This window comes from Streptomyces sp. RKAG293 (genome assembly GCF_023701745.1).
In the GTDB taxonomy this organism is placed as follows: Bacteria; Actinomycetota; Actinomycetes; order Streptomycetales; family Streptomycetaceae; genus Actinacidiphila.
In genome coordinates, this window is sequence record NZ_JAJOZB010000001.1 from 7,575,800 (window position 1) to 7,600,215 (window position 24,416).

Annotated in this window: 21 protein-coding genes and 1 pseudogene; 4 read left to right on the forward strand and 18 right to left on the reverse strand. The window is 71.6% G+C overall.

The window, feature by feature from the left end; genetic code table 11:
- Positions 1-118 precede the first annotated feature (118 nt).
- Both LNW72_RS33630 and LNW72_RS33635 read right to left on the reverse strand, forming a co-directional pair.
- Complete coding sequence (locus LNW72_RS33630) at positions 119-886, reverse strand: SGNH/GDSL hydrolase family protein (protein ID WP_250978814.1); 768 nt, start codon at positions 884-886, stop codon at positions 119-121.
- Positions 883-1,455, reverse strand: coding sequence for a TIGR03086 family metal-binding protein (locus tag LNW72_RS33635; protein WP_250978815.1), 573 nt, complete (start codon positions 1,453-1,455; stop codon positions 883-885). The genes LNW72_RS33630 and LNW72_RS33635 overlap by 4 nt, the downstream gene beginning before the upstream one ends.
- Before the next feature lie 82 nt (positions 1,456-1,537).
- On the opposite strand from LNW72_RS33635, the gene LNW72_RS33640 reads away from it, so the two are divergent.
- Entirely contained in the window at positions 1,538-2,962 is a 1,425-nt protein-coding gene (locus LNW72_RS33640; protein WP_250978816.1) for a PLP-dependent aminotransferase family protein, read from the forward strand.
- Between the two features lie 18 nt (positions 2,963-2,980).
- On the opposite strand, the gene LNW72_RS33645 is transcribed toward LNW72_RS33640, so the two are convergent.
- The 3 genes from LNW72_RS33645 to LNW72_RS33655 all read right to left on the reverse strand — a co-directional run bounded on the left by LNW72_RS33645 (position 2,981) and on the right by LNW72_RS33655 (position 6,774).
- Complete coding sequence (locus LNW72_RS33645; protein WP_250978817.1) at positions 2,981-3,586, reverse strand: GNAT family N-acetyltransferase; 606 nt, start codon at positions 3,584-3,586, stop codon at positions 2,981-2,983.
- Positions 3,583-4,755, reverse strand: coding sequence for a ThiF family adenylyltransferase (locus LNW72_RS33650; protein ID WP_250978818.1), 1,173 nt, complete (start codon positions 4,753-4,755; stop codon positions 3,583-3,585). Before LNW72_RS33650 ends, LNW72_RS33645 begins: the two co-directional genes overlap by 4 nt.
- A 222-nt stretch (positions 4,756-4,977) precedes the next feature.
- Entirely contained in the window at positions 4,978-6,774 is a 1,797-nt protein-coding gene (locus LNW72_RS33655) for a beta-propeller fold lactonase family protein (RefSeq protein WP_250978819.1), read from the reverse strand.
- A gap of 186 nt (positions 6,775-6,960) precedes the next feature.
- On the opposite strand from LNW72_RS33655, the gene LNW72_RS33660 reads away from it, so the two are divergent.
- A complete protein-coding gene (locus LNW72_RS33660) occupies positions 6,961-7,617 on the forward strand; it encodes a hypothetical protein (RefSeq protein ID WP_250978820.1) in 657 nt (218 codons plus the stop codon).
- A gap of 62 nt (positions 7,618-7,679) precedes the next feature.
- On the opposite strand, the gene LNW72_RS33665 is transcribed toward LNW72_RS33660, so the two are convergent.
- Genes LNW72_RS33665 through LNW72_RS33725 form a run of 13 tightly spaced genes read right to left on the reverse strand, consistent with a single transcriptional unit; the run spans position 7,680 to position 23,058 of the window.
- A complete protein-coding gene (locus LNW72_RS33665; protein WP_250978821.1) occupies positions 7,680-8,036 on the reverse strand; it encodes a hypothetical protein in 357 nt (118 codons plus the stop codon).
- A complete protein-coding gene (locus tag LNW72_RS33670; protein ID WP_250978822.1) occupies positions 8,033-10,414 on the reverse strand; it encodes a hypothetical protein in 2,382 nt (793 codons plus the stop codon). Before LNW72_RS33670 ends, LNW72_RS33665 begins: the two co-directional genes overlap by 4 nt.
- Positions 10,415-10,424: 10 nt before the next feature.
- A complete protein-coding gene (locus tag LNW72_RS33675) occupies positions 10,425-11,870 on the reverse strand; it encodes a baseplate J/gp47 family protein (RefSeq protein WP_250978823.1) in 1,446 nt (481 codons plus the stop codon).
- On the reverse strand, positions 11,863-12,351 hold the full coding sequence (locus LNW72_RS33680) for a hypothetical protein (RefSeq protein ID WP_250978824.1): 489 nt from the start codon (positions 12,349-12,351) through the stop codon (positions 11,863-11,865). The genes LNW72_RS33675 and LNW72_RS33680 overlap by 8 nt, the downstream gene beginning before the upstream one ends.
- Positions 12,351-14,348, reverse strand: coding sequence for a hypothetical protein (locus LNW72_RS33685; protein ID WP_250978825.1), 1,998 nt, complete (start codon positions 14,346-14,348; stop codon positions 12,351-12,353). The genes LNW72_RS33680 and LNW72_RS33685 overlap by 1 nt, the downstream gene beginning before the upstream one ends.
- Entirely contained in the window at positions 14,332-14,874 is a 543-nt protein-coding gene (locus tag LNW72_RS33690; protein ID WP_250978826.1) for a hypothetical protein, read from the reverse strand. The genes LNW72_RS33685 and LNW72_RS33690 overlap by 17 nt, the downstream gene beginning before the upstream one ends.
- On the reverse strand, positions 14,871-15,362 hold the full coding sequence (locus LNW72_RS33695) for a hypothetical protein (protein WP_250978827.1): 492 nt from the start codon (positions 15,360-15,362) through the stop codon (positions 14,871-14,873). Before LNW72_RS33695 ends, LNW72_RS33690 begins: the two co-directional genes overlap by 4 nt.
- On the reverse strand, positions 15,362-16,807 hold the full coding sequence (locus tag LNW72_RS33700) for a hypothetical protein (protein ID WP_250978828.1): 1,446 nt from the start codon (positions 16,805-16,807) through the stop codon (positions 15,362-15,364). Before LNW72_RS33700 ends, LNW72_RS33695 begins: the two co-directional genes overlap by 1 nt.
- On the reverse strand, positions 16,804-20,040 hold the full coding sequence (locus tag LNW72_RS33705; RefSeq protein ID WP_250978829.1) for a hypothetical protein: 3,237 nt from the start codon (positions 20,038-20,040) through the stop codon (positions 16,804-16,806). The genes LNW72_RS33700 and LNW72_RS33705 overlap by 4 nt, the downstream gene beginning before the upstream one ends.
- Positions 20,041-20,044: 4 nt before the next feature.
- On the reverse strand, positions 20,045-20,368 hold the full coding sequence (locus LNW72_RS33710) for a hypothetical protein (protein ID WP_250978830.1): 324 nt from the start codon (positions 20,366-20,368) through the stop codon (positions 20,045-20,047).
- A 16-nt stretch (positions 20,369-20,384) separates the two neighbouring features.
- Entirely contained in the window at positions 20,385-20,834 is a 450-nt protein-coding gene (locus tag LNW72_RS33715; protein ID WP_250978831.1) for a hypothetical protein, read from the reverse strand.
- A 23-nt stretch (positions 20,835-20,857) separates the two neighbouring features.
- Entirely contained in the window at positions 20,858-22,084 is a 1,227-nt protein-coding gene (locus LNW72_RS33720) for a hypothetical protein (protein WP_250978832.1), read from the reverse strand.
- Positions 22,081-23,058 (reverse strand): hypothetical protein, encoded by a 978-nt coding sequence (locus LNW72_RS33725; protein WP_250978833.1) that lies wholly within the window; start codon positions 23,056-23,058, stop codon positions 22,081-22,083. The genes LNW72_RS33720 and LNW72_RS33725 overlap by 4 nt, the downstream gene beginning before the upstream one ends.
- Positions 23,059-23,712: 654 nt before the next feature.
- Here LNW72_RS33725 and LNW72_RS33730 point away from each other — a divergent pair.
- Both LNW72_RS33730 and LNW72_RS33735 read left to right on the forward strand, forming a co-directional pair.
- A pseudogene (locus LNW72_RS33730) lies at positions 23,713-23,940 on the forward strand (DUF4240 domain-containing protein); the annotation flags it as partial.
- A 140-nt stretch (positions 23,941-24,080) separates the two neighbouring features.
- Positions 24,081-24,302: a hypothetical protein gene (locus LNW72_RS33735; protein WP_250980497.1), complete on the forward strand. Its 222-nt coding sequence runs from the start codon at positions 24,081-24,083 to the stop codon at positions 24,300-24,302.
- Positions 24,303-24,416: the final 114 nt, after the last annotated feature.

Below are 24,416 nucleotides of genomic sequence, written 5' to 3' on the forward strand. Positions count from 1 at the left end.
CTTTCGTGCCATGGTGATGGTCGAGCCGTCGCTCCATCGCGGCGCGGTGGGGCGACGGTGGCCCGGCCCGCCGTCACCGGCTTCGTCACCGACACAGGTAATGAACTCCCACCCCGCGCTACTGCGGCAGGGAATGCCGAGTCACCGGGGAGAGCCGAGGCCGCTTGGCCCCGACCCCGTCACCGGAGGAACCACCGGTCAACCGCCTCCGGAGCCACGGTCCGAGGTGGGACTGCGCCCACCGGGCGTCGTCCCGCCGCCGTCGCCGCGCAACGGTCCCGGCACGGACCGACTCCGGCACGGGAGCGACGCCCAAGGTGGCCAGGATCTGATCAGCGACCCTGCGGTGACCTGATGGACTCAGGTGGAGCCGGTCCTGGCACCAGAGGTCGGGAAGGCCGAACGCCGCGTCCCCGAACAGGTCCACGACATGAGCACCGTGCCGGCCGGCCAAGCCGGATACGGCGTCGTTCATGGCGATGATCCGAGGCCGCAACAGCCCCGGTAGCGGCAGCCGCACGCTCTGGTCGGGGAACCGGAACAGCACGACCTCGGCTCCCGCCTCCGTCAACGTGCCGACCGCCCGGTCGAACCTGGCCATCAGGTCGTTCACGTCGAACCCCGGGCGCAGCGCGTCGTTGCCGCCCGCGGAGAAGCAGATCAGATCCGGCCGCATCCCGGTCGCCGCCGGGATCTGCTCGGCCACGATCTGGTCGAGCCTGCGGCCCCGCACGGCCAGGTTGGCGTAACGGAACCCCGGCGCGCGGGTGGCGAGTTCGATGGCGGTCAGATCGGACCAGCCACGGACCGTGCCGTCGGGCAGCGGATCACCGACGCCCTCGGCGAAGCTGTCGCCCACCACGACGAGACTCTCCCAACGGCTCATCGCCGCTCCCACCGGGGATCGCGGCCGGTGAAGGCGAGAAACCGATCGGCCACCGAGGCTTCGCCGGACACCGCGATCTCTTCGCCGAAGGCCTGGCCGGGCCCGCGCGTCAACGGGAACTTCAGCAGCATCTCCAACGCGGCCCCGACGAGATCGTCGTCGAGTTCCCACACCTGTCCGAGCGTGCTGGCCACATCCCAGCTGTGCGCCACGGTGTCGATCACATGCATCATCACCGCGACCTTCCCGGGAAGGACGCCGAACTCCCGCACCTCGACCGTCCGGCCCAGCACGTCGTCGGCCGCGAACGCCTCGGTGACCAGGGCCGCGGACGCCGCGAAAGCCTGGATCGGGTCGGGGTCGAGGGTTCCGCCGGTCCATACGGCCCGGTCGGTGCCGCCCTGCACCGCTGACGCGAATCCCTGGTTCTCGCTCACCAGATGGACGAGAAGTTCCCGCAGTGCCCAGTCCGCGCACGGCGTCGGGCGGTCCAGATCGGCCGCGGTCACAGGGGACAGGATCCACCGAGCGGCGTCGAGCGCCCGCCGGTCCAGTTCGATGAGTTGCATGATCGCGATCCTAGGAACAGCCGCGCCCGCCCTGAAGGGCCAAAACCCGACCATCCGGAGGGAGCCAATTACGATGGGCCCGGTGGAACTGCACATCAGCCTCGCCGGCCGGCACGACCTGATCGGGCAGATCTACCGGCAGGTCAGAGCCGCTGTCCTCGACGGACGGCTGCGTCCGGGCGACCCCGTGCCGCCGACCCGGGAGCTCGCCGCCCGCCTCCGGGTGTCCCGCAACACCGTCAGCGGCGCCTATGACCGGCTCACCGCCGAGGGATTCGTCCAGGCCCGGAAAGGAGCCGGAACATTCGTCTCGCCGGGGATCACCACCGCCGCCTCGCCGACCACCCCGAGCCCGCTGCGGCCCCTGCCGGTCTGGGACGAGCTGCCCGAACCACCCGACCTGACGCGCACCCGGTACGCCTTCGACTTCCGGCCGGGGCACCCCGACGTCCGGCTGTTCCCCTACGAGAGCTGGCGGCGACTGCTCAGCCGCGAACTCCGCGCCAACCGGTCGGGCAACGCGATATACGGAGACCCGGCAGGACACAGCGGTCTGCGCACCCAGATCGCCCGGCACATCGGCCTGTCCCGCGCCGTCCGCACCGAACCCGCCGACATCGCCGTCACCGCGGGCGCCCAGCAGGCCTTCGACCTGATCGCCCGCGTCCTGGTCGCGCCCGGCCGGACCGTCGCCCTGGAAGATCCCGGCTACCCGCCGGCCCGGCACATGTTCGCCTCCCACGGTGCTCGCATCGCCCGCACGCCGGTGGACGGCGAAGGGCTGATCATCGACGCCCTCCCGCCCGAGACCGCGCTGGTGTACGTGACCCCGTCCCACCAGTTCCCGCTCGGCATGCCGATGTCGCTCGCCAGGAAACTGGAGCTCCTCGCCTGGGCCGACGAGCACGACGCGGTCATCGTGGAGGACGACTACGACAGCGAGTTCTGTTTCGGCGGCACCCCGACGGAGCCGCTGCGCAGCCTCGACACCCACGGCCGGGTCCTGTACGTCGGTACGTTCTCCAAGGTGATGCTTCCCACCCTGCGCCTCGGGTTCCTGGTCGCTCCGCCCTCGCTGCGCCGGGCGTTCCGCACCGCCAAGTACGTGACCGACTGGAACACCTCCTGGCCCCAGCAGGCGGCCCTCGCGGCCTTTCTCGAAGAGGGGCTGCTGGCCGCGCACATACGCCGGATGCGCCACGCCTACCGGGCCCGCCACGCCCGCGTCGGCGCCGTCCTGGCCCGGGACTTCACCGATCTCCTGGACATCGTCCCTTCTGCCGCTGGCCTGCACCTGAGCGCACTGCTACCGCTGGACACCGACGACCGGACGATCGCCCGCCGGGCCGCCGCCCGGGGAGTGGGAGTCCTGGGCCTGTCCGGCTTCGGGAGCGCCGGCGGCCGGTCCGGTCTGGTCCTCGGATACGGCGCGATCCCACTCGAGGCCATCGACGGCGGCCTCCGTCAGTTGGCACTCGCCATCCGCGACAGTGATGCCTCCTCCTGAAGCATCGCGGGGGCCGGCTCAGGCTCGTTCCAGTTGGTGGGTGGCGTCGAGGATGGCGAGTTCGCTCTCGGTGGCTTGGCGTTTCCATTCGGGGGCGACCGTGGCATAGGTGGTGACGTCGTGCCAGATGCCCTGGGTGCGGAACAGCTGGCGCAGGGTCGCCTCCGGGCGCAGGCCGGCGGCGTGCATCACCTTGGGCATGTGGTGGTGGTCGCTGCGGTGGCCGGCCCAGATGCGGTGCAGGCCCAGGTGGCCGAAGCCGTACGCCATGAGCAGGCGGCCCGCCTCATGGCCGCGACCGGGTGCGGAGGCTCCGGGAAGCAGTACGAGGCTGGTGAGCATGGCGTTGCTGCCGTAGCCCTCGACGAGGAGTCCCATGGTGCCGACGAGGGTGTCGTCGTCCGGTGGGCAGACGGCGAGGGTGTACTTGCGGCGCGGGTGCGAGTGGGGTTGGGCGAGGCTTTGGGCGAAAGCGTCGTGTGCCTGGTCGGCGGTCATTCGGTCGATGCCCAGGTAGCGGGTGAGTACCGGGTGGGTGAGGATCCGAGTGAAGGCATCGTGGTCACCTGCGCGGAGTTCCCGCAGCTTGAGGTGGTCGCCGCGGAGGTCGGGGACTCGGTTCACAGGGTGGCTCCGTGCGGTGCGGGCAGTGTTGACCGGACGGGAACGAGTGCGTCGAGGTCGATGGAGTGGCGGCCGGACGGCAAGGGTTCTCCGAGCAGGATGCGGCGGGCGGTGTCGGTGAGGAGGGCCGCGCCGAGCATGACGCCGCTGGCCAGTTGGGGCCAGCTGGACAGGGTCTGTCCGACGCGAGTGAGGGCGTCGGTCATGGCGGGGCTCAGGCGCTGTTCGTCAACGATGTCGAGCAGAAATCGGATGGTCTGGTCGCGGTCGAGCCCGCGCACGTCGGCGGCGGTCCTGGTGCCGATGCGGCCGTGGAAGAGTGGGCGGTCGGGTTCGAGGTCGAAGCGCTCGATGTCGAGCAGGCCGCGGTCGTTGGTGTCCATGAGGACGGGAATCCTTCCGCGGCGGGCGTGTTCACGGGCGGCGACCTTCACCCAGGGGGTGTCGCATTCCTCGATCAGCACGTCCAGGCCTCGGCCGTTCTCACCGTCAGCGAAGAAGTCCGCGATGGTCTCGTCGGTGACGCCGGCGCGATGGATCTCGATGTCCAGGTAGGGGTCGAGTTCGTACATACGGCGGGCGCACAGCACACTCTTCTCCAACCCGAGTTCGTGAACGCCGGCGCGTAGCCGGTTCAGGTTGGACAGGCTGAGCCGGTCGAAGTCGGCCAGTCTGAACGCCCCGCCGACGCCTTCCATGGCGCAGGTCAAGGCGGCGCTGCTGCCGACCGACAGGCCGACAACGCCCACGCGGCGGCGCAGCAGTCCCTCCTGCTGCTCACGGGTGATCTTGTCGCGGTTGCGGTCGGTACGCACCAGGCGGAACTCCGCCTCCGGCAGTACGTGCACCAGGCGTCCCGACCACGGGTACCAGGCCCACCGGCCGTAGGCGTCCGGGCGACCGTCGACGACCAAGGCGATCGCGCGGTCCATGTCCCGCGGTCCGAAGACGTCGTGGGGTGCCCGGCTCCGCACCAGCTCCGCAACCTGGTCCTCGATCCGATCGTGGACCTCGCACAGTCGGGCCGAGGCGCGCAGTGCGGCCAGCGCGGCTGCGCCGGCGGGCAGCGCGGGATCCAGCAGCACGGGGCGGAACGATTCACCGGCCTCGCGCGGGGACGGCACAACGAAGTGGTCCGGCTCCGGGCCGGACTCGACTGGATGAGTCACGGCCACGACGCTAGCAACCGAAGATCTTGAAGACCGGCTCGTCTCCCTCGGTCGGCGCACTCGAATTGATCTTCTATCCGAATGCGCCGATCACGCTCCCTTCACGCCCCTCACAGCCAGTGAGTGGTACACGTCGCCGCGTCAGCCGGCGGACGAAACAGCGTCAGAGAGCCGACTGCCTGCCGGCAACCAGTCGCAGTGACCCGCCCACGACAGTGGCTCTCAGATGTCGAGCACGGACACCGTGTTGGACTGGATGTTGCCTACGTAGCAGCGTCGGCCGTCGGGGGAGATCACGATGGGCGACGGCAGGACCCCGACAGGGATGGTGGCGACCACTTCGCCGAGCTCGGTGTCGAGCACGGAAACCGTGTTGTCCGTCTGGCTGGTCACGTAGACACGTCGGCTGTCGGGAGACACCGCGGCGCACAGCGGGACCCCTCCGATCGGGATTCTCGCGATCGTCCGATCCGTGCTGGTGTCGATCACCATCAGTAGGTCGGATGCGGCGTTGGTGATGTAGGCCCGCCTGCCGTCGGGCGCGATCGCGATTCCGTAGAGACTGCCGGGGGCGTACAACGTGCCGGTGATCTGGTTGGTGTGGGTGTCGATCACCACCGGGGGCTCGTTGTTGTTGACGACGTACACCCGGTCGCCGTCGGGGTGCACCGCCACGCCCAACGGGAAGCCTTCGGAGAACAGTTGCCTGGCCGCCGTGTTGGCGTTGACGTCGATCACGTTCACCGACTCCCCGTTGTAGTTGGTGACATAGGCCTGGCGGCCGTCAGGGGTGATCGCGATCCCGGTGGGTGTGTTACTGACAGGAGGGGCAGGGGCTATGGGTATTCTCGCGAACACCGTGTTGCTGTTCGTGTCGATGACGGAGACCGTGTCGTCGCCGCTGTTGGCCACGTAGACCCGTCGGCCGTTGGGCGTTATCGCCACGCCGAGTGGTTCGCGCCCCACGTACGGGGTGGCGATTATTTGATGGGTGACGGTGTCGATGACGGAAACCGTGTACCCACTGGTGACGTAGAGATGACCGCCGTCCGGAGTGATGGCGGCGCCGGTCGGGGACCCCGCCAGGGTGATGGTGTCGATCACCGTGTTCGGGCTTGTTTCCAGGACCGTCACGGTGTTCGCGCCGGTGTTGGTCGCGTAGACGCGGCGGCCGTCGGAGGACTGGGCGATCGCGAAGGGGCCGGTGCCGGCCGGGATGGTGCGGGTCGGCTGTGCGGTGACCATGTCGACGACCGTGACGGTGTCCGAGCCGCTGTCGGCGAGATAGGCGGTGCGGCCGTCGGGGGACACGACCACCCCGCGCGGACCGGCCCCGGCCGGGATCGGCCCGGTCACGTGGGCGGTGGCCGTGTCGAGGACCGAGACGGTGTCGGAACTGCTGCTGGTGACGCACATGTGCTGACCGTCGGGGGAGACCGCGACTCCGAAGGGCGCGGGACCCACGTGAGGTGTCGCGGTCACCTGACTGGTGGCCGTGTCGATGACGGACACGAAATCCTCACCGGTGTTGGCCACGTACACGCGGCTGCCATCGGGGGAGACCGCTATTCCGAACGGTGCCGAACCCACCTGCGGAGTCGCGGTCACCTGACCGGTGGCCGTGTCGATGACCGACACGGAATCGTCACCCGTGTTGGTCACGTAGGCGTGCAGGCCGTCGGGAGCCACCGCGACTCCCACCGGAGCGGAGCCCACGGCGATGGTGGCGGTGACCCTGCCGCTGGTGGTGTCGATGACGGATACCGACCCGTCGCCGGCGTTGGCGACATAGGCGTGGTTGCCGTCCGCGGAGACCGCCACCCCGCGGGGAACGTCTCCCACGGTGATCTCGGAGGTCACCTGACGCGTCTTCGTGTCGACGACCGACACCTTGCGGTTGCCGCTGTCCGCCACGTACGCGTGGCTGTTGTCAGGGGAAAGCGCGATTCCGTAGGGCGCCGCACCCACCGGAATCGATCCGGCGACAGAGGCGGCGGCAGCGGACAGTGATGTAGCCACGGCACGCACCTGCTCTGTTGGTATTCCCCGATCGGCCGGGCGCTGTGACGCGGCATCCCGGATGGCCGGGCGCCGGCCTGCGGGGCGGGTGCCCGAGTCCACTTCCAGCATCCTCTGGCCAGGACTTCCCCGCAATTGGACGAGGCGCGGAGCCCAGGAGACGATGGGAACCGAGGAAGGTGCGCCATGACCAGTACCCCCGTTTCGCTGCCGTTCGACTACGAGTTCCGGCACCCCACCTGGGTCGACACGGTCGATCGGGTCGCCGCCGGGGGGCCGAATGGTTTCAACGCCCTGTTCGAGGCGCTCCAGAAGGACCTGACGGCCATCGATCAGCTGTTCGCGACGGCAGCCGGCGCCGTCAACGCGCTGCAGGCGAAGGTCGATGCGCTGGGTCAGCCGCAGGCGGTCAACCGCTCCGTCACCGTCATCCCGATGCTGGCGGGCATCGCCGGCCAGCAGGCCTGGGACGTCACGTCGACCCCCGGATCGGCGGCCAAACCGGCGGGCGCGGCGACCGCCCAGGGCCTGGTGACCGTGGCGCTCCCGGCCGGCAGCGTCATCACCGGCTTCAAGGCCGGGGGCAGCAACATCGGATCGGGCCTGCTGGCATTGGAAGTGCACTGCCAGCGCCTCGACGGGTCGAATCCGCGGGTCGTGGCCAAGATCACCGTCTCGGGGCTGCCGACCGGCGGCGTTTTCCCGGCCAATCCGGTGACTCCGACCGGAGACGCCGTGGTCGACCCGGGGACGGTCTGCTACATCACCGCCAAGCTCAGCGGCGCTCAGGGCGGCGACACCGTCACCCTCTCCGGTTTTCAGGTTCTCTACAGCGGTTCCTGACGGTGCGCCAGGCGCTCCGGGGCGATCGGCGTTTCTCCGCGGCCTTCGGAACCGGACCGTTCCTACGACGAGTGCAGACGGCGTGACGAGTCGGCCAGCAGGGTGTTTCCGTACGGGTCCGTCGCGGAATCGCCTGCCCGCAGGACGAGTTGACCGTTCGCCACCAGGCCGGGCGCCGTCGCCGAGAGCGTGACCGTCGCCGTGCCCGTCACCGGGGTCGGGGACGGCGGGGAGGAACCGGTAAAGGAGAACGTGCAGGTGGCCGTGTGGAGGACGAATGAGTCGTCGACCTTCAGGCTGGTCGCGGCCGTCTCCTCCACCGTTCCCGCAGTCCACTTTCCGACCGTCGCCCCGGCGAAGGGGAGCGCGCCCGCGGCCGCGGTGACATCGCCCGAGCAGGCGACCGGGAGCGTCGTCACCGCCGGCCGTTCAGGTCGGCGCTCGTCGCACCCGCGGTGTGAACGGTATCCGTGCCGCCGACAGTGCGCCGGCGCCGGTAACGGTGGTAGGTGCGGGACGCGTCCGCAGCCGGCAGTGGGGCGACCGGCGTGCCGTCCGCCGCGGCGAGGTGGTTGCGGCGCAGCTCGGAGGTGTTGATCTCGATGCCCAGCGGGCACAGGCTGTCGAGCAGGTTCATGACGTAGCCGTACTGCTCGGGGTCGAGACGTTCGCCGTCCGGCAGCTCGACCCGGACTTCGTAGGGGTCGGCAAGGCCCCGCCGGGCGTATCCCAGGCAGACGACGAGGGTCAGGCCGTCCCGCTCGGCCCGGGCCCGCACCCGTCCGTTGCTGTCGTTGCTCAGCGTGAGCGGAGGAAGCCGCGGCGGATCGTCCGGTGCGGCAGGTGCGAGCGGTGCCGGCACCTCGGCCGTGTGCCAGCGGAACTCCGCGGGCGGGGGGTTCCCCGGCTCTGCGGGGACGTCGGGCAGGGCGCAGACCGCCGCCAGCACCACCAACCGCCGGCCCGCATCGTCCCAGATGCCGCGCACCGCGTAGAAGCCGCTGTCGGTCATCGCCGTCATCCGCTCTGCGACGGCGTCCCGCAGCGCGGTCCCGCCGCCCGGGCCGCCGATATCGGCCGGAGCGAACGGGTACGCGACGACCTGGTCGAGGTCGGCCACCTCCAGGACGGCTCCGGCGAAAGCGGCACTGTCGTCCGCGAGCAGCTTGCCCTCGATCAGCGGGGCCAGCAGCGACGGCGGGGTGCTGCCGGTCTGACCGGCCACGGTCCGCAGGACGGCGTGCACGCCGTCGGCGACCAGCGCCTGCACGGTGCCGAGGTGGCGCTCCTCGAAGCGGCGCCCGGTGAGCTCGACCGCCTCGGCTGCCAGCACATGCAGGCCGCCGGCCGTGCCGCTGGCGACATAGCGCGCCTGGAAGGTCACCGGGGAGCCGACGGTCACGCTCGGCGGGGCCTCGACGGCCAGTCCTGCGGTCGGCAGGGCGGAGAGATACATGGTGGTCGCGTCGAGCGGGTGCACGGTACGCAGCCCGCACGGTTCGATCAGCCACCGTCCGAGCGGGTCGGCGTCGGACATCCGCGGATTCAGACTGCGGGCCAGGGCGGCGAGCTCCCCGCTCCCGCTCGCCAGCCCCGGGACGGCAGCGGCCAACGCGTCCAGCCGGGACTTCCCGAACCGGTCGAGGGTCACCCCGAGGCCCAGTTCGTGCAGCGGGTCGGGTTCCTCGACATGGGCTCGGTGCAGCGTCAGCGGGCCGCTGTCGCCGAGGGCGCGTACGAGCTGCACCAGCCGGGACAGGTCGGCGGCGAGTGTGGGGGCCAGGTATTGGGGCCGGCGTGCTCCGGCCGGGCGGGTGAGTCCGGCGCTCAGCACGACGAGGATCCGCCGCAGCTCCTCGAAGCGGCCCGACGGGAGCCCCAAGGGCACGGGCCCGTCCAGGTCGAGCAGATACCTGGCGCGCAGGACTCTGTGGAAGCGGTCGCGCAACGCCGGTCCGCCGGTGCCGCTGTCGACCAGACACGTGGACAGCGACAGGGTGTTCTGCTCCTCGACCAGCCGGAAGCGAGCGGTCACGCCGACGAGGGACGGCAGGCCCTTGTTGGGTGCGGTGTCCTCGCCGGGTCCGTTCAGCGCGTCGGTGAGGCCGCCCCTGGTGGGCAGCCGCCACGAGGTGAACATCGCCAGCCTGCTGCGGTAGAACGCGTCGTCCTCCGACGGCCGCCGTGGCACGGCGAGGTCCCTGCCCAAGGCGTCGAGGGCTCCGCCGAAGGCGAGGTCGACGTGCCGGCAGGCGGCGATCTCGCGGGCCTGGCGGATCATCCGCTGCTTCTCCATCGTGGACAGGTAGGCGAGACGGGCGAGCAGCCCATCCAGCAGGACGCCCTCCACGAGCGCTGCGGCGTCGTCCTCGCCCAGCGCGGGGCCGAGCGCGGTGCCGGCCGGGATGTCCGTGTGGCATTCCGGGGCTGCCACGACGTGTACGTCGACCGCGACCGTCAGGTCGCCGGCGGCCCCTGCTCCGTTCGCACCGGACGGCGGCAGGCAGCCGGGCAGCAGGGTGCCGGCCCCTGAGAACGGGGCGAACACCACCGTCCATGCGACCTCCCCCGTTCGGTCCGGGGGTGGGCGGACGACCACGGCACGGTCGGCCAGGGGGACCCGCAGCCGCAGCAGCAGCACCGGTTCGCGGCACGGCCCGGCCACGGTGAAGGCGCCCGCTGCCAGCGGCAGGGTCCGCATGCGCGCCGCGGCGGCGTAGACGGGCGGCAGGGCGGCGAGGGCCGCTTCGAGGCCCGAAGCGGTCAGCGGCGCGGGCTCCGTGCCGAGGGCGGTCATGGGCGTGTCCTCATCCGATGGTGATCTCGATGTCGGCCAGCGAGTCGACGAGCAGGGCGATCTCGGCGGGTCCCACCGCCGCGTCCTCCTCGGCGCCGTACTCGTGGGGACCGGACTCCGTGCCGTCCCCAGGACCGGTCAGCGACACGGCCGGCAGCGGCGGCGGGTACCGGCGCAGCCGCAGCGCACGGGCGTCGGTGACGCCCTGCTCCTCCATGACCGCCCACAGCACCTCGCTGTACCTGACGGGTTCGCCGACCGCGAGGGTCTGCAGGCGCCTGCGCACCCGGTCCAGAATGCGCGCCTTGAGGGCCACGGCCTCCGGTGCGGCGTTCATCGCGGCCGGGTCGCCGACCGGGACCGGCAGGCCGTCCACACTGATCCGGCAGCGGAAGCCGATCCCCACCTGTCCGACCTTCTCGATGTGGGGCGAGATGCCGATCGGACGCACCTGCTCGACCGCTGCCGCCACCTGCTCCCGGAGCTGGCCGGGCCCTTCCCAGAACGCGCCCTCCTCGGGGGCGACGAGCACGGTGAAGAAGTACGGGTCGCCCAGGCTGCGCTCCTGCGAGAACAGCCGCTCCAGGAAGGAGAAGCTGCCGAACACCGCCTGGTTGATGTCCAGACCGCCGTACGGGTCCTTGATCAGGACCTGCCGCACACCGGGCACGAGGGACACCGCGATCCGCACGGCATCGGGCGTCCACAGGCTGCGCGGGTAGGCGAGCAGCAGGTCGCGGTAACGGGCGTCGCTCCAGAAGAGCTCACCGCCGGTGGTCGGGAAGCGGTGGTCGATCCCCAGGACGTCGTGTCCTGCCGCCGCGGCGAGCTCGGCCGCCAGGGCGGCTGCCGGATCGAGGGGGTTGAAGCGGTCGAGCTTGCCGGGGAAGGTGTCGCCGGTCGCGTCCGGTACCTGCGGATCGATGTTGAGACCGGGACCCGGCTCGAAGGCCGTGACCGCGACATCGGCCTGCTTGGCGGTGCCGGTCAGCGTCACGTCCTCGCTCGTGAAGTAGTCGTGGCCGCCGGGACTGAGCAGCCGGGTGCCCCGCGGGAGCGACACCTCGGTGGTCCCGGCGGGCAGCGGCACCGAGACGCTGAAGGCGACCCGGCCGGTGGCGCGCAAGTGCGGTCTCGGTACGCCGATCTCGGCGCCCAGCCGGGACAGGGCGTCACCGACCGCGGTACTCAGCCGGCTGTCGTCGTAGGCCAGCCCCAGGTGCACCCAGGCCCGCGCCTCTTCCAGGGCGATGATTTCCAGCACCTTGCGCAGGGCGCTGCCGGCCGTCAGGTCGACGTCCGTGCCGAACAGGACGCGGGCGGCGGCCTGCTTCTCTTCGAGCAGCCGGGCCAGCGGTTTGGGCACGAAGCCCTCCGCGGTGATCCCGAAGGGCTTGCCCGAGCCGCTGGTCCTGGCCAGCTCCTCGAGACCGGCGGTCCCGTCCAGGTCAGTCATCAGCCACCACCTCTCCGATCGTCGTGTCCAGGACGCTGCCGAGTACCGTCCGCACGCTGGCGTCCACCTGCCAGCGGCGGCTGCCTGGGGCGGTCTCGGTCAGGGTGAGATCCACGACGTCGGCCACGCGGCTGTCGGCCGTCACCGTGCGCAGTACGGACAGGCGGAGCATCTCCTGCACCATCGGCGGCGTCAGGTCCTGGGTGAGAACGCTCAGTCCGTCGAAGCCGAAGCCGACGTTGAACGGGTCGGAGCCGGGAGCGGTCAGCAGGGCGACCGCGAGATTCTGCGCCAGGTTGTCGGCGCCGGACACCAGGGCCAGATCACGGCCGGCACCGTTGTCCACGAACGTCAGGTCGTGGCCGATGCTGTCGGGACCGGTGGGTTGGAGGGCGAGGCCGTAGCCCAGGACGGTCCGCTCCGGCGGGACGGCATGCGGAGCGGAGGCCGGGGCGGGAGCAGGGGTGGGGTTCTGCGGCATCAGGGCACCTCCACCGTGGTGTTCGATTGGAGAGTGATCTTGTCGCCCTTCAGGAGGAGGTTCCCGGGGGTCGAGATCTCGATGTCGCCGCCCGAACCGATGGTGATCCTCGCGGCGGTGGCGTCGGAGCCGGAGGCGATCTCGATGGTGCCGGACGCGTCGATGCCGATCCGCGCGCCGGCCTTGGCGTGCTCGATGACGACCCGGTCGTCCGCGGCATCCTGCGGACGCGTGCCGACCGGCGTCATCAGATCGGCGCCCACGCTGATCCGCAGGCCGCGCACCTCGATCACCCGACCGCCGTCACCGCTGATGAGGTCGTGGCTCGCGGGTCCGCTCGGGGGCCCGGCGGCCCCAGCCCCAGCCCCCGCCCCGGCGAGATTCGCCGGCAGGCACAGCCACCAGTCGCCGACGTGCGATTCCGGCGCCTGGCCGTCCTCCCACAGACATCCCGCGACGACGGCGTTCTGCTGTTCCTCGCGGTAGTGCAGGCTGACCACCCGCATGCCGGGGTAGTGCGGCACCACGAGCCCCGTCCCCCCGAAGGCGAACGGGGTGAGGTAGGGCTTGCCGATCAGCCGGGTCGGGTCCGCCGCCGCGCCCGCGGTGGTGGGCACGTTCGGTGACGGTGCGTCGGCGAGGCCCTCGTCGACGCACAGGGTCTGGGCGGCGGTCCCGTGCCCGTCCGCCGAGGCGGGGGTGACGTCCTGACGGCGTACCAGCCCGACCTCGTGGGTGCGCCGTTCCAGGGCGGTCCGCCGGTGCTGCTCGGCCAGGGCCGCCGCGAGCCGGGTCGCCTCGTCGGTACTGCCCGACTCCGGCGCGGCGGTGGTCCGGTCGTCCTCGGCCGGGAGCGCCACGGTGAGCCGGGTGACGAAGCCCTCGGCGGGTCCGAGCTGGTGGCGGACGCCGACGACCCCGTAGTCGGTGAGCGCCGTGTCCATGCCGGCGCGGAACACCGCGGCGACGCCTGCCGCCAGGTCGCCCGCGGGGCCGATCGCCGAACCGCTCACCGTGCCGGCGGCGCCGGCCGACGCCGGATCGGGCAGCGCCGCGCTCACCTTGTCACCGACGGCGATGTCGGGACGGCCCAGCAGGGTGAGGTCGAAGCGCCGCACCTTCGGAGCGGCGAACGGAGCCTCGGGCAGCGCGGCACCGGGACCCGTCTCGGCCACCGGCCGGCCGTCGACCAGCCCGGTGGCCGGGCTCAGCTCCCAGCTGCCCCCCTTGAGCACCGGTGCCTTCCAACGCCCCACGTGCAGCACCCCGGCGCGCAGGAACATGGGGACCACGAACCGGCGGTCGTCGCCGTGCGCCAGCTGCGCGACCTTCTGCAGCGCCGTCACGACCGAGCGGTCGGCGCTGGTGTCCAGCTTCCCGTCGATCGCGGTGGCGGTGCCCTCCTGAACCACGGTCACCGCGACCGCCGTGTCCTGGCACAGCTGCCGGGCGTAGTCGAAGGCCGTGCTGCCCGCCGGGACGGCGGCGTCGCGCGGTGCCTGGCGCTGCATCCGGAAGAAGGCGGCGTCGATGCCCTGCAGCCGTGTGCGGTAGCGGAACTCGCCGTGGCTGCGCTCCACCGACAGCAGCCGCCCGGCCAGTACCTCGTGCAGGCCGTCGTCGTCCCGGCCGCCGATGCCGAACGGCGCGACGGCGCCCGCCAAGGCCGCTCCGAAGCCCTTGCCCAGGTCCTGCCAGCCGAGCCGGACCACCACATGCACATGCGACTCCGCGGCGATCGCGGCGTAGACCTTGTCGAGCAGGCCGTCCAGGGTGATGTCGAAGGTCGCGGCGCGCAGTTGGTCGTCGGCGTCGACCTTGATCTCCGCGTCGCAGTCGGCGTGGGACACCAGCACCGGGTCGGCGTCCGGGTCGGGGAGCCCGTGACCGTCGTCCTTGCGGAACTCCAGCGCCCAGCCGGCGAGGAAGCCGACGACGGGTGCGCCGTTCGAGGCGGCGCTCACGGCGCCCGAGGTCACGCTAGACAAGGAGGTCATAGGGATTCCCTTTCGGCGGCGCCGGGTGCAGATGGCGAAGACCGCCGGCGCTGCTGTCGCGGATGCCGGCCACGATCCGGGCGCCGACGTCGGCAGGCCCGATCAGCGAACCGGCGGCGAGCCTCAGTTCGGCGACCAGCACCTCGACCCGGAGCCCTGAACTCTCCGTGCTGCCGAACGGCATCGGGCGGCCGACGATGACCGGGGCCGAACCGATCAGCCGCCCGGAGTCGGCCACGATCAGGTACGGCCGCACCGCGGCGGTGTCGAGCGCGCCGGGTGGGCCGGCGGTGAAGCCCGCCCGCGGATCGGCGCCCACGGACGTGGCGCGCGGCGCGCTGTCCGCGGCCCCGTCCACCAGGACCTGGGTGCGGGCGGTGTACAGCAGACCGACGAGGTCGGCCGTCATCGCGACGAGGATCACGGTGAGCGCCCGGCCCGCCACCTGCACCTGGAGCCGCTGCGGCACCCCGCGGGCCGGGGCGAACGGCAGCGGCTGGTAAGCGGCGGGGAGCACGGCGGTCACAGGAACTCCGTACAGGTCATGGCCGCCATGGCGGCCGTGTCGACCAGCAGATCGAGTGGGCCGGGGCGCGGCACGTGCTGGAGCGAGAGCGAGACCTCCACGGTGTCGATGCGCTGCGCGGATGCGGTGAAGGACAACTCGGTGACCTGCATGTTCATCTTCACCACCATGCGGGTGACGAGGATGAGGCCGGACAGCCTGCCACCGGAGTACGAACCGAGCGCCCCGCCGCGCTTGGAGAAGTTCGCCAACAGCTCCAGGCCCTGCTTCCAGGCGAACCGCTGGGGCCCGATGAGCAGCGCCGAGAGAGAGACGTTCTCGGTGGCGTTGCCGACCGCGGCGCGGAACGCCTGGGTGCCGATCGGCGGCAGTGTGTACCGCTCGGACAGCGTCAGCCGGGACACCGCGAACAGCGGGACGGGCAGCAGCCCGTCGGTGAGGATGGCGGAGGGCAGCCGCTGGAACTCGTCCAGTACCGACCCGGCCATCACTCACCCACCACGAGGAAGGTCGCGGACACACCCGGCACCTCGGGCCGGACCTGCGTGATCCAGATCAGCTCGTACACCCGGGCGAGGTCCCGGGAGTTGACGACCCACTCCACCCCACGCAGACCGTTCTCCCGGGCGAACTCCAGCTGGCGGGTCAGCTCGACGGTGAGTTCGATGCCGATCCGCTCCTCGAAGACGATGATCTGCTCGCGCAGGGTCACGGGTTCCGACGTGCGCATCGCGGTGATCAGATCCGGCGTGGTGAGCTCCTCCCAGGGCCGGTGGCGCAGCGGCAGCCCGCCCTGCACCTCGTCGGACACCTTCCGGGGATTCTTCCGGGGCTTCGCCGCACCCCGGCCCTTCCCGGGCCGTACCGCCCGCAGGTCACCGGGGTCCGGTTCCACCTTCGGAGCCGCCACCCGGCCCCGGATGCTCCCCGCCTCCGTCACCGGCACATTGGTGTGCTTGGCATCGCGCACCCGGCCCGCCACCAGGCCGTCGACACCGATGGTGGTGAATCCGCGGACCGGCTTCCGCAAGTGCCCGGTCCACTCGTACGACGCCCCGGTCACCGTCTCCTGGAAGATGCCGGCATCGACGTGGGGGCCGGTCGACGGCACCCTGGCGTTGGGTGTCAGCCGGCCATGGGCGACCAGGACCGCGATGACCATCCTGTTGCGCTCCGCCGGGTTGTCGGCACCGGCCAGGAGCAGGCGTACGGCGTCGGCGATGCCGTCGCCCTCCCTGCCTCCGTACAGGCCGACCAGGTGCTCGGCCGCCCGGTTCACCCGCTCCGACTGGGTCCCGGCGAGCTCGTGGGCGCTGAGCGGCTCCTCCCGCCACGGAGCCCCGGGGTGCCGCGGCGCCACGGGCAGCGGCCGGGCCTCGTCGAGCGCGGTGAACAACTCCTCGACCGCGGCGGCGACCTGGGGGCGCGTTCCGGACCGGAGCCGCGGCGGCCCCGCCGGCGCCGTCCCGCGGTCGGCCACCGGAGCGGCCGACCGGGTCAGCCCCAGTTCGGCCTCCATCTGGTTGCGCAGCGAAGTCTGCATGGAGTGCCCGTCACTGTCGATGATCTCCCGCACGTTCTCCTCGAACCGCTTCAGCCCGCTCAACTGCCGCTCCAGCGTGCGCAGATCGGCCAGCCGCTGTTCCGCGGACCGGAGCGCGCCACCGCTGCTCAGTGCCTCCCGGTCGTCGAGGAGCCTGTTCACCGCCTCTTCGAGGAGCGTGCAGCCCGCCACCAACCGCTGGTCGTGGACCTCGAGCACGCGCATCAACGCCCGTTCGACCAGTGCCGCCGAGATCCTCGTGGCCTCCTCGGGCCCGTACATCAGTCCCAGGGCGCGGGTGACCCTTCGCATGTCCGGACGGTCCTGGCCCCACACGCGCAGTTCGCCGAGCCAGCGCCCCGCCGGCGGCCGGGTGTTCTGGATTCTCACGGTGCCTCCAGCGCTGCGAGGGCCGCTTCGAGCTGCGCCCCGGTGCCGTGCAGCCGCGCGGACTCGCGCATCAGCGACTCGGCCACCGGTCTGATCAGAAGGGGCACCAGGGTCTCCATGGCCAGCACCACGGCGGCCTGCGTGACGGCCTGCTGCACGGCGTGTCTGAGCAGTTCCTCGCTCAGGTTCTCGAGGATGGACTTGCGGGTGCTGCGCAGAGCGGACTGCGCGGCGACCCGTACCCCCTGCTGTCCGGCCTGCCGCAGCTCCTTCAGCGCCCCGCCGGCGATCGCCTTGGCGCCGCCGGCCGCATGGCCGATGTCGAAGACCGAGAACGCGATCCCGATCCAGGCCATCAGCTCCGCCATCTCGACGTCCTGCCAGTGCACCAGGGCCTCGGGATCGAGCACCGAACGGTAGGTCCGCTTCTGGTCCTGGGCGCTGATGAGCTCCTCGACGGCGAAGGAGGCGCCGACGACACCGGTGACGAGACCGGCGACGGCCGCCCCCAGCGGGGCGCACAGCAGGCCGAGTACCACGACCCCCGCCGTGGCGAAGAGGTGCTCGAGCTGGTCGACCCCGGCTTTGCGCAGGATCGCCCGGTTGACCCCGTCCGAGTAGACCGCGAGATGACCGGCGTACTGCCGCAACTGGTCGTCGGCGAGGGCGTGGATCCCGTGCAGCTCGAACCACAGGCCGCGTTCGTCCCTGCCGCCCTTCCGCTCGACCCACTGCGACACCTCCAAGGCGAAGAACGCGCCGTCCTTCGGCTCGGAGGCCCGTGTGAGCATCTCCTCGTTGGCCTTCGCCATCTCGGCGAGCAGCCCGATGAGATAGGCGCCGGCGCGACCAGGGTCGGTGGTGCTCTCGCGGAACAGCTTTTCGAGGTCGCCGACCTGGAGGAACAGCGGGTCGATCTGGTTGAGCACCGCCCGCCGTGCGTCGATGCCCGTCTCGATCTGGCGCACCGTCCAGTGCCGGCCGGCATGGAAGGCCCAGTACTCGGTACCGATCCGCTCGATCCGGGCGTCGTCCAGTTCGGCCAGCGTGCGGGCGCTCACCGAGTCGATCGGAGCAGGCTCCTGATGGTCGTACTCGGCGTAGCCGGCACCGTGCACGGTCACCTGGCGGGACAGCACCTCGCGCAATGTCCCGGTCACCCCGAGCTTCTCGGCGTGCCGGACGGCCCGCCGCAGCACGATCAACTGGACGGCGCTCCCGCCGAGTACGTTCAGGACCTGCTCGAAGTGCTCCTGGGTCTCCTTCGCCCGGGGACCGGCGTACTGCGTGATGGCCGCGCGCGACGACCGCAACTGCTGGAGCAGCAGGACCCGGCAGGTCTCCGCGTACAGATGCATGCAAGCGGTCGACAGCGCTTCCGACATCTCCTCCAGAAAGTGCAGCGCCCAGGACGCAGCGCGCTGCCCGGCCTTTCCGGCGTCGGGTGCGATCAGTGCGGCGTTGTCGTGGTGCAGATACGCCGCCACCACGTCATGGGCCAAGTCGTCGATGAGGGCGACGAGTTCGGCGAGCTGGTGCAGATACTCCAGCTCGGGAGCCGGGCCGGGACGCACATCGAGGAGGCCGTTGTTGCCGCCCCGGTCGGCGCGCACCGTGACCTGGGTGGTGACGGTGCTGTGCACCGAGGCCAGGCCGACGTCGCGGGCGCTGGAGGAGATGAACCGGGCGCAGTTGAGCGCGAACATGCCGGCGTGTGCGCACTGGGGCACGTCGAGCAGCCGGGCGATCCTGAGCATGCCGGCGGCCAGCGCCTCGCCTCCCTGGCGCAGCGAGAGCAGTGCGGGTTCGCCGTCGTAGGAGCCGCACCGCAGCGGCTCGTCGGCGAGCGTGGTGACCGGCCACACACCACTGCTGTCCGCCTCCAGCGGGCGGCCGAGCGGACCGCCGGGTGGCTGGTCGTCACCCTTGCCCGGTTCGGTCGCCGCGCCCTTCACGCCGTGGTGCGCAGGATCGCCGGGTGGTCCGCCCGGCTTCGCCCCGGCCTTCGGCTTGCCCTGGGCCTTGGCCTTGACCTTGACCTTGACCTTGGGCTTCGGCTTCGGCTTCGTCTTCGGCCTGGGCTTCGATCCGGCCCCGGGCCGCCCCGCCCCCGCGCCCGCCGGCTGCGGGCCGCCGGACTGCCCGGCCTGTGCCGTCACGAACCGGATCGGCGAATCGATGTCGCCGGGCATCAGCGCGAACTGCCGCCTCACCCCGACGACGGAGCAGATGACGTACGAGGACGGCAGTCCGGTCGCCAGCTGCTCGGCGTAGCGGCGCCGGTTCTCGCCGTCCCGCAGCGGGTGGTTCGACGGAGCCCGCTCCAGGTCCAGCAGTTCCGCGATCGTCTGCTCGATGACGGCGGTCGTCGGCGTACGGTCGGTGCGGATCAACTCACCGGACGCCAGGCCGAAGGCCGGGGTGCCCAGCCGGAAGGTCGGGCGGCGCTGATCGGCGCCGCCCAGCTGCAGGAGCCGGAAGTCCCGCCAGCGGAAATCGTAGTCCTTCGGCAGCACCGTCCCGTCCGGCTGCAACCGGTCGACCTGGTTGATCCACACGAGGACGCGGCGTTCCACACCGTCGATGACGACGGGGCCGGCATAACCCGGGTAGCCGTGGGCGCCCGGCGGCCACACCGGCCCGGCGCGGTCGAGGTGCGCGTCCCAGGCGATGTGCAGGGCGCCGGCCAGCGTGACCGCACCCCCGGTCGCGGGCCGCCGGACGCTTCGCGCCGGGGCCGGGCGCGGGCCGGCGAGCGGGACCGGCACCGGGGCACCGCCCTTGTCGTAGAACGGCAGCAGGTATGTGCCGGCCTGCGCCTCCCCGTCCGTGCCGGGGCCCAGGGTCTCGCCGTCGGGCTCGGCGACCGGGTGCGCGGTCCGGGCGCGCGCGGCATCGAAGGGCTCGGTCGCGCCGGACCCGGTGCGGGCCCGGGCGGGTGCTGCCGGCCGCGACAGCCCGGCAGCCGCGATGCCCGCGGTCAGACCGCGCTCGACGGTCTCACGGACGCGCTCGCGCAGCCCCAGGTCGAGGGGCGGTCCGACGAAGTCCGCAGCCGGCCGGTCCAGGACGAGCCGCCGTCCGGTGCCGCGGGCGTCGAGCACCTCGCGGCGGGCGGTCAGCAGCGCCGTCTCCGTCGCGTCGCCGACGGCCCGTTCCAGCAGCGCGAGTTCACGCGGGGTGATCCGGCCGGTGAGCCGCACCCGGATCGGGAGGTGCACATGCAGAGCCATCCGCTCACCCCGACGCCGAATGGGCGTCCATCGCGTGCCGGACCCGCCGCAGCGCCTCGTCGACCGCGGCGTGCATCTCGCGCGGGTCGGGCCCGCCGGCGATCTCGACGGTCACCGGCAGATGGACGTGGATGTCGCGCCTGCTGTCCTGTTCCGCCAGCACGATCTCCGCCTCGGAACCCTCGAACGGCACCACCATCTCGTCCCGCCGCACCAGGGCGATTCCGCTGCGGCGCACCCAGCCGCCCATGGGGCGGTCGGTGTCACCGTCCTCCGTGCCGCCGCTGCCCGCCGACGCGCCGTCAGGGTGTTCGGGAATGCCGGTCATGCCGTCTCCGCCCGGGTCACGTGGTGAACTTCGGCTGCTGCAACACGGGAACGGCACCGTCGTTGACCTCGGCGGCGCGTGCCACACCGCTGAACGTGGCCGCGGGCGCGCCGTTGATCACGGCGTTGGAGGGATTGGCCGTGGTGATGCGGCACTTCCGGAACAGCACATGCTGGAAGTCCCACTCACCGGCGCCGCCGGTTGCCTGGTACAGGCCGATCGAGAAGTCGGTGCCGTCCATCGCGAGCCGGGTCAGCTTGGCGGCCGAGCCGCCGATCGCCTTGACCGTCAGGGTGAAGGTGAAGTTCGCCGGGTTGGCGATGTAGCCGATGTGAGTGGCCTCGATCGAGTGCACCACCTCGGTGTTGAGGTTGAACGTGGGGGTGAACGAGTCGATGGGGGTCAGCGGGTGCGCGGTGTCCTCGTCGACAACCACGGCCAGGCGAGTGTTCGTCCAGTTGGGCACGGCGTCCTCCGTCGGGGATCGGATCAGGCCTTGAGCGCGAGTTGGATGTCGAGGAAGTGGATGGAGCCGGCGTAGGTGACCGACAGGAGCACCTCGACGACGCGCTCGGTACGGGCTGCCGTCAGCGTCGACGCCTGTCCCGGCGAGCGGGTCGCCTCCTCGGTCTCCAGGATGGGCAGCAACGGGATGTCGATCCCGTACGCGGCGATGACTCCGGAGGTGACCAGCGGACCGAGGATGCCGTCGATCCGCGAGCGGAGCCCCTGCAGGCCGAGGCGGTCGATGCGGGTCTCGCCGATCGAACCGATCAGCCCGGCCTTCAGCATGAAGTCGATCTGATCGACGACCCGGACGGTGTCGACGTACAGCGGCGCGGAACCTCCGGTGTTGAAGGTGCGCCCGGAACCGAAGTAGAGCCCCTCGCCGGGGATCAGTTCGGGGTCGATCAGCGGGATGATGTACGCCTCGGCCAGCTGCTTGATCTCCGAGCCGCCGAACTGCTGGGCCAGCGGGATCCGTACGCCGCTGACCTGCTTCATCAGCACGCTGGACTCCGGAGGGTATCCGGCGATGGCGCCGGTGGCCGCCGCGGCGACGTCCACGGGCGGTTCGCCGTCCGCCCCCTTCCGTACTCGCGCGGCGACCAGGATCATCCGGCCGGAGTCGCTCTTGAGCGTTCCGTAAGCGGTCTGGGCGGCTGAGGCGAAGGTATGTTCCGCGCTCGTGGTGAGCATCGGGTCGACCATGGCCACGCCCATCCGCGCGTCACCCGCCTTGCTCACCGTCTCCACGTGGTCCTTGAGCTTCGCCAGCTGCGTTGCGCTGGTCTCGCCCGCCAGGCAGACGAACTGCACCGACAGTGCCTCGGCCGCGGTGAGCGCGGCGCTGTAGTCCGGTGTGGTGGTGTCCGCCGCGCCGCCCTCCACGGGGGTGTCCGCGGTGGGGACGGCGTACACCCGGGTCGGCGCGGGGTTCTGCAGCAGGGCCGCCAGGACGGCGCGGTAGAGCGGACCCACGTCCTTGCCGCCGTTGGTGATCGCTCCGGTCCCGTCGGTCTTGGCCAGCATGTCGCGGGCCTCTGCCGCGCTGCCGATCTGCACGGGGACGTTGGCCTCGGCCGATCCGAAGCCGCCCTTCGAGCCGACGATGGCGATGTTGCCCACCGCGCGTCTGGCCAGCGGCTGCAGGCCACGCGTATCGATGGTGACCTTGATGTAGGGATACTCCGCAGTGACGGTGGTGACGGTCATGGCGCCTCTCCTGGCAGTGGGGACAACGGGACGGGCACGACCCCGACCTCGCGCAGCCGGGCGGTGAGCTCGGTGAGGCGGGCCTCCCGCAGGGCGTCGGCGCCGGTCGGCGGGGCCGGGCCGGCCGGCAGGGGCAGGCCGGAGTCGTCCAGCGCGGCCTCCGGGAAGAGCAGGAGCGCCGGCAGCGCGGCGCGCACGGTCATCCCGGCCGGCGGCCGCGGCGTGTCGGCGTTGTCGGCGCCCCGCGCCCTGGCGAGCTGCACGTCGGCGAGTCGGCCCGCCAGATCATCGAACGGCTGGGCGTGGACGTACACGAGGCAGATCAGCTTGAAGGCCGCGTCGGGTACGGGCGGCGCCGCCTCCTCGACCACCGCCAGCCGCAGTCGCCGCGCGGCGTTCGGCGGGCTCAGATACGCCTGAAGACTCTCGAAGGTCGTCAGCCCGCGCTGATCGAGCAGCGCTTCGAGGGGAGCCGCGTCGGCGGTCTCGAACCGTGCACCGAGCAGGGCCCGTAACACGGTCAGCCGCCGGGCCTGTCGCGCGCTCCCTTCGGGCGGCAGCGACCCGTCCTGGCGGACGATCTCGGCGTCGACGGCGGTGACGTCCGCGATCCCGTCCAGAGGCTCCGCCTCCACGCCGGTGACGGAGGTCGACACGCCCTGCAGACCGGCCACGAGCGTGAGGTCCAGCCGGGCGTCCGCCCCGGGGGAGGGGGGTCCGAGGGGGACCGTGGCCGACATCCGCCACTGGCGGCTGGACTGGACGTCGTGCACCTGCGCGTCCACCTGGTGCGGGTTCCAGTCGGAGGGCAGCAGCGTCACCTGGCGGGCGACGACAGCGCTCACCGGACCGGCCGTGGCGTCCGACGGGACGAACGCCGCGGCCAGCAGCCGGTCGCCGAGCCGAGGGGTCAGCACGGCGGCGCGCTCGACGGGATCGAGGAGGCGCAAAAGAGTGCGGTCGCGGAACTGCATGCCTCTCCCTCGTCAACGGCAGGGCTCCGCGCTCCTGCGGACCGGAGACCGCTCATCGCGCCGGGACCAACACATCAGGGATTACCTGGAGCACCCGCGTTTGATGCGCAGGGTGCGAGCAGTTCACACCGTTGGGGGTAGGACCTCGCCGGCCGCGCCCGGCGTTCCGGAGCCCCGCGGGACCCGGAGTCCGGTCCGCGTTCCCGCGGCGCGACGGCCCGGCCCTCACCGATCGGAATGCGGCGTGGGCCAGGCCGTCACGAGTCGAACGCCGTGGCCAGCGGCGGGATGGGACCCTCACCGGCCACACCGGCACAGTCCGCGGCCTGGCCTTCACCGCCGCCGGAGCCCTCGTCTCCGGCGGCCGGGACGGCAGGATCATGCGATGGGCCCTCGATCCCGGCGCGGCCACGACCCGCGTCTGCACCGTGGTCGGACGCGGCCTGAACCGCGATGAATGGGCGGCCTGCCTTTTGTCCCTTCCGTACCGGCCGACCTGCGACCGGGCCGGCGGCGCGACATCGCGCTGACCTCGGCCATGGGCCGTAGTTGGCGCGTTCGGTGCGGTTGGCGCGGTTGGCGCGGTTGGCGCGGTTGTCGCGGGGCGAGGATCCCTGCCGTGTCAGCGGCGGGTGGCAGAGTGCTTCCGTGGACATGGATGCTTTCTGGGCGCTCATAGCGGAGTGCCGACGGCGGTCTCGGGACCGCGACGAGCGCCTCGCCTGGCTCCGTGGCGCGTTGGCGCGCAGGCCACTTGAGGAGATCGTGCGCTTCCAGGTGTGTCTGGACCAGGTGACCCAGGACGCCTCCACAGAGGATCTGTGGGCTGCGGCCGCGCGCATCTTCGGTGGCCGGTGCTCCGACGACGGCTTCTGTTACTTCGGTCTGTGGATGGTCGGCCTGGGGCGGGAAACGTTCGAACGGGCACTGGTCGATCCGACGCCCTCGCCGACGCACCCGAGGTCCAGCGTCTGGCCGCCCGCCCGCGCGCCGACTGGAACGATGACTGGCCGGACTGGGAGTTGCTCGACTACGTCGCGCTGGAGGCCTATGAGCGGGCAGCCGGCGGCGCCGAAGGTCGTGAGGGTTGTGAGGACGCGTTTGATGACGCGGTGGAGACCCAGCGGCTGAATGACCAGGGCGATCGGGATCCGGCCGACGGGCGCGAGGACGTCCGTGGAGGCGAGGAGACGGCGTTCGGGTTGCCGCGGCTGAGCCGTTTGTTTGCGGTCGGTACTGGCTGAACGGGCGGGCCCGGCCCTGGTGAGCCTCCGGTCCCGACCGGTTCGGCCGGTCGACGGACAACCAGCCCCCGATCACTGGCTGTAAACACTCTGTCGCTACCCGTGGTCGTTGCG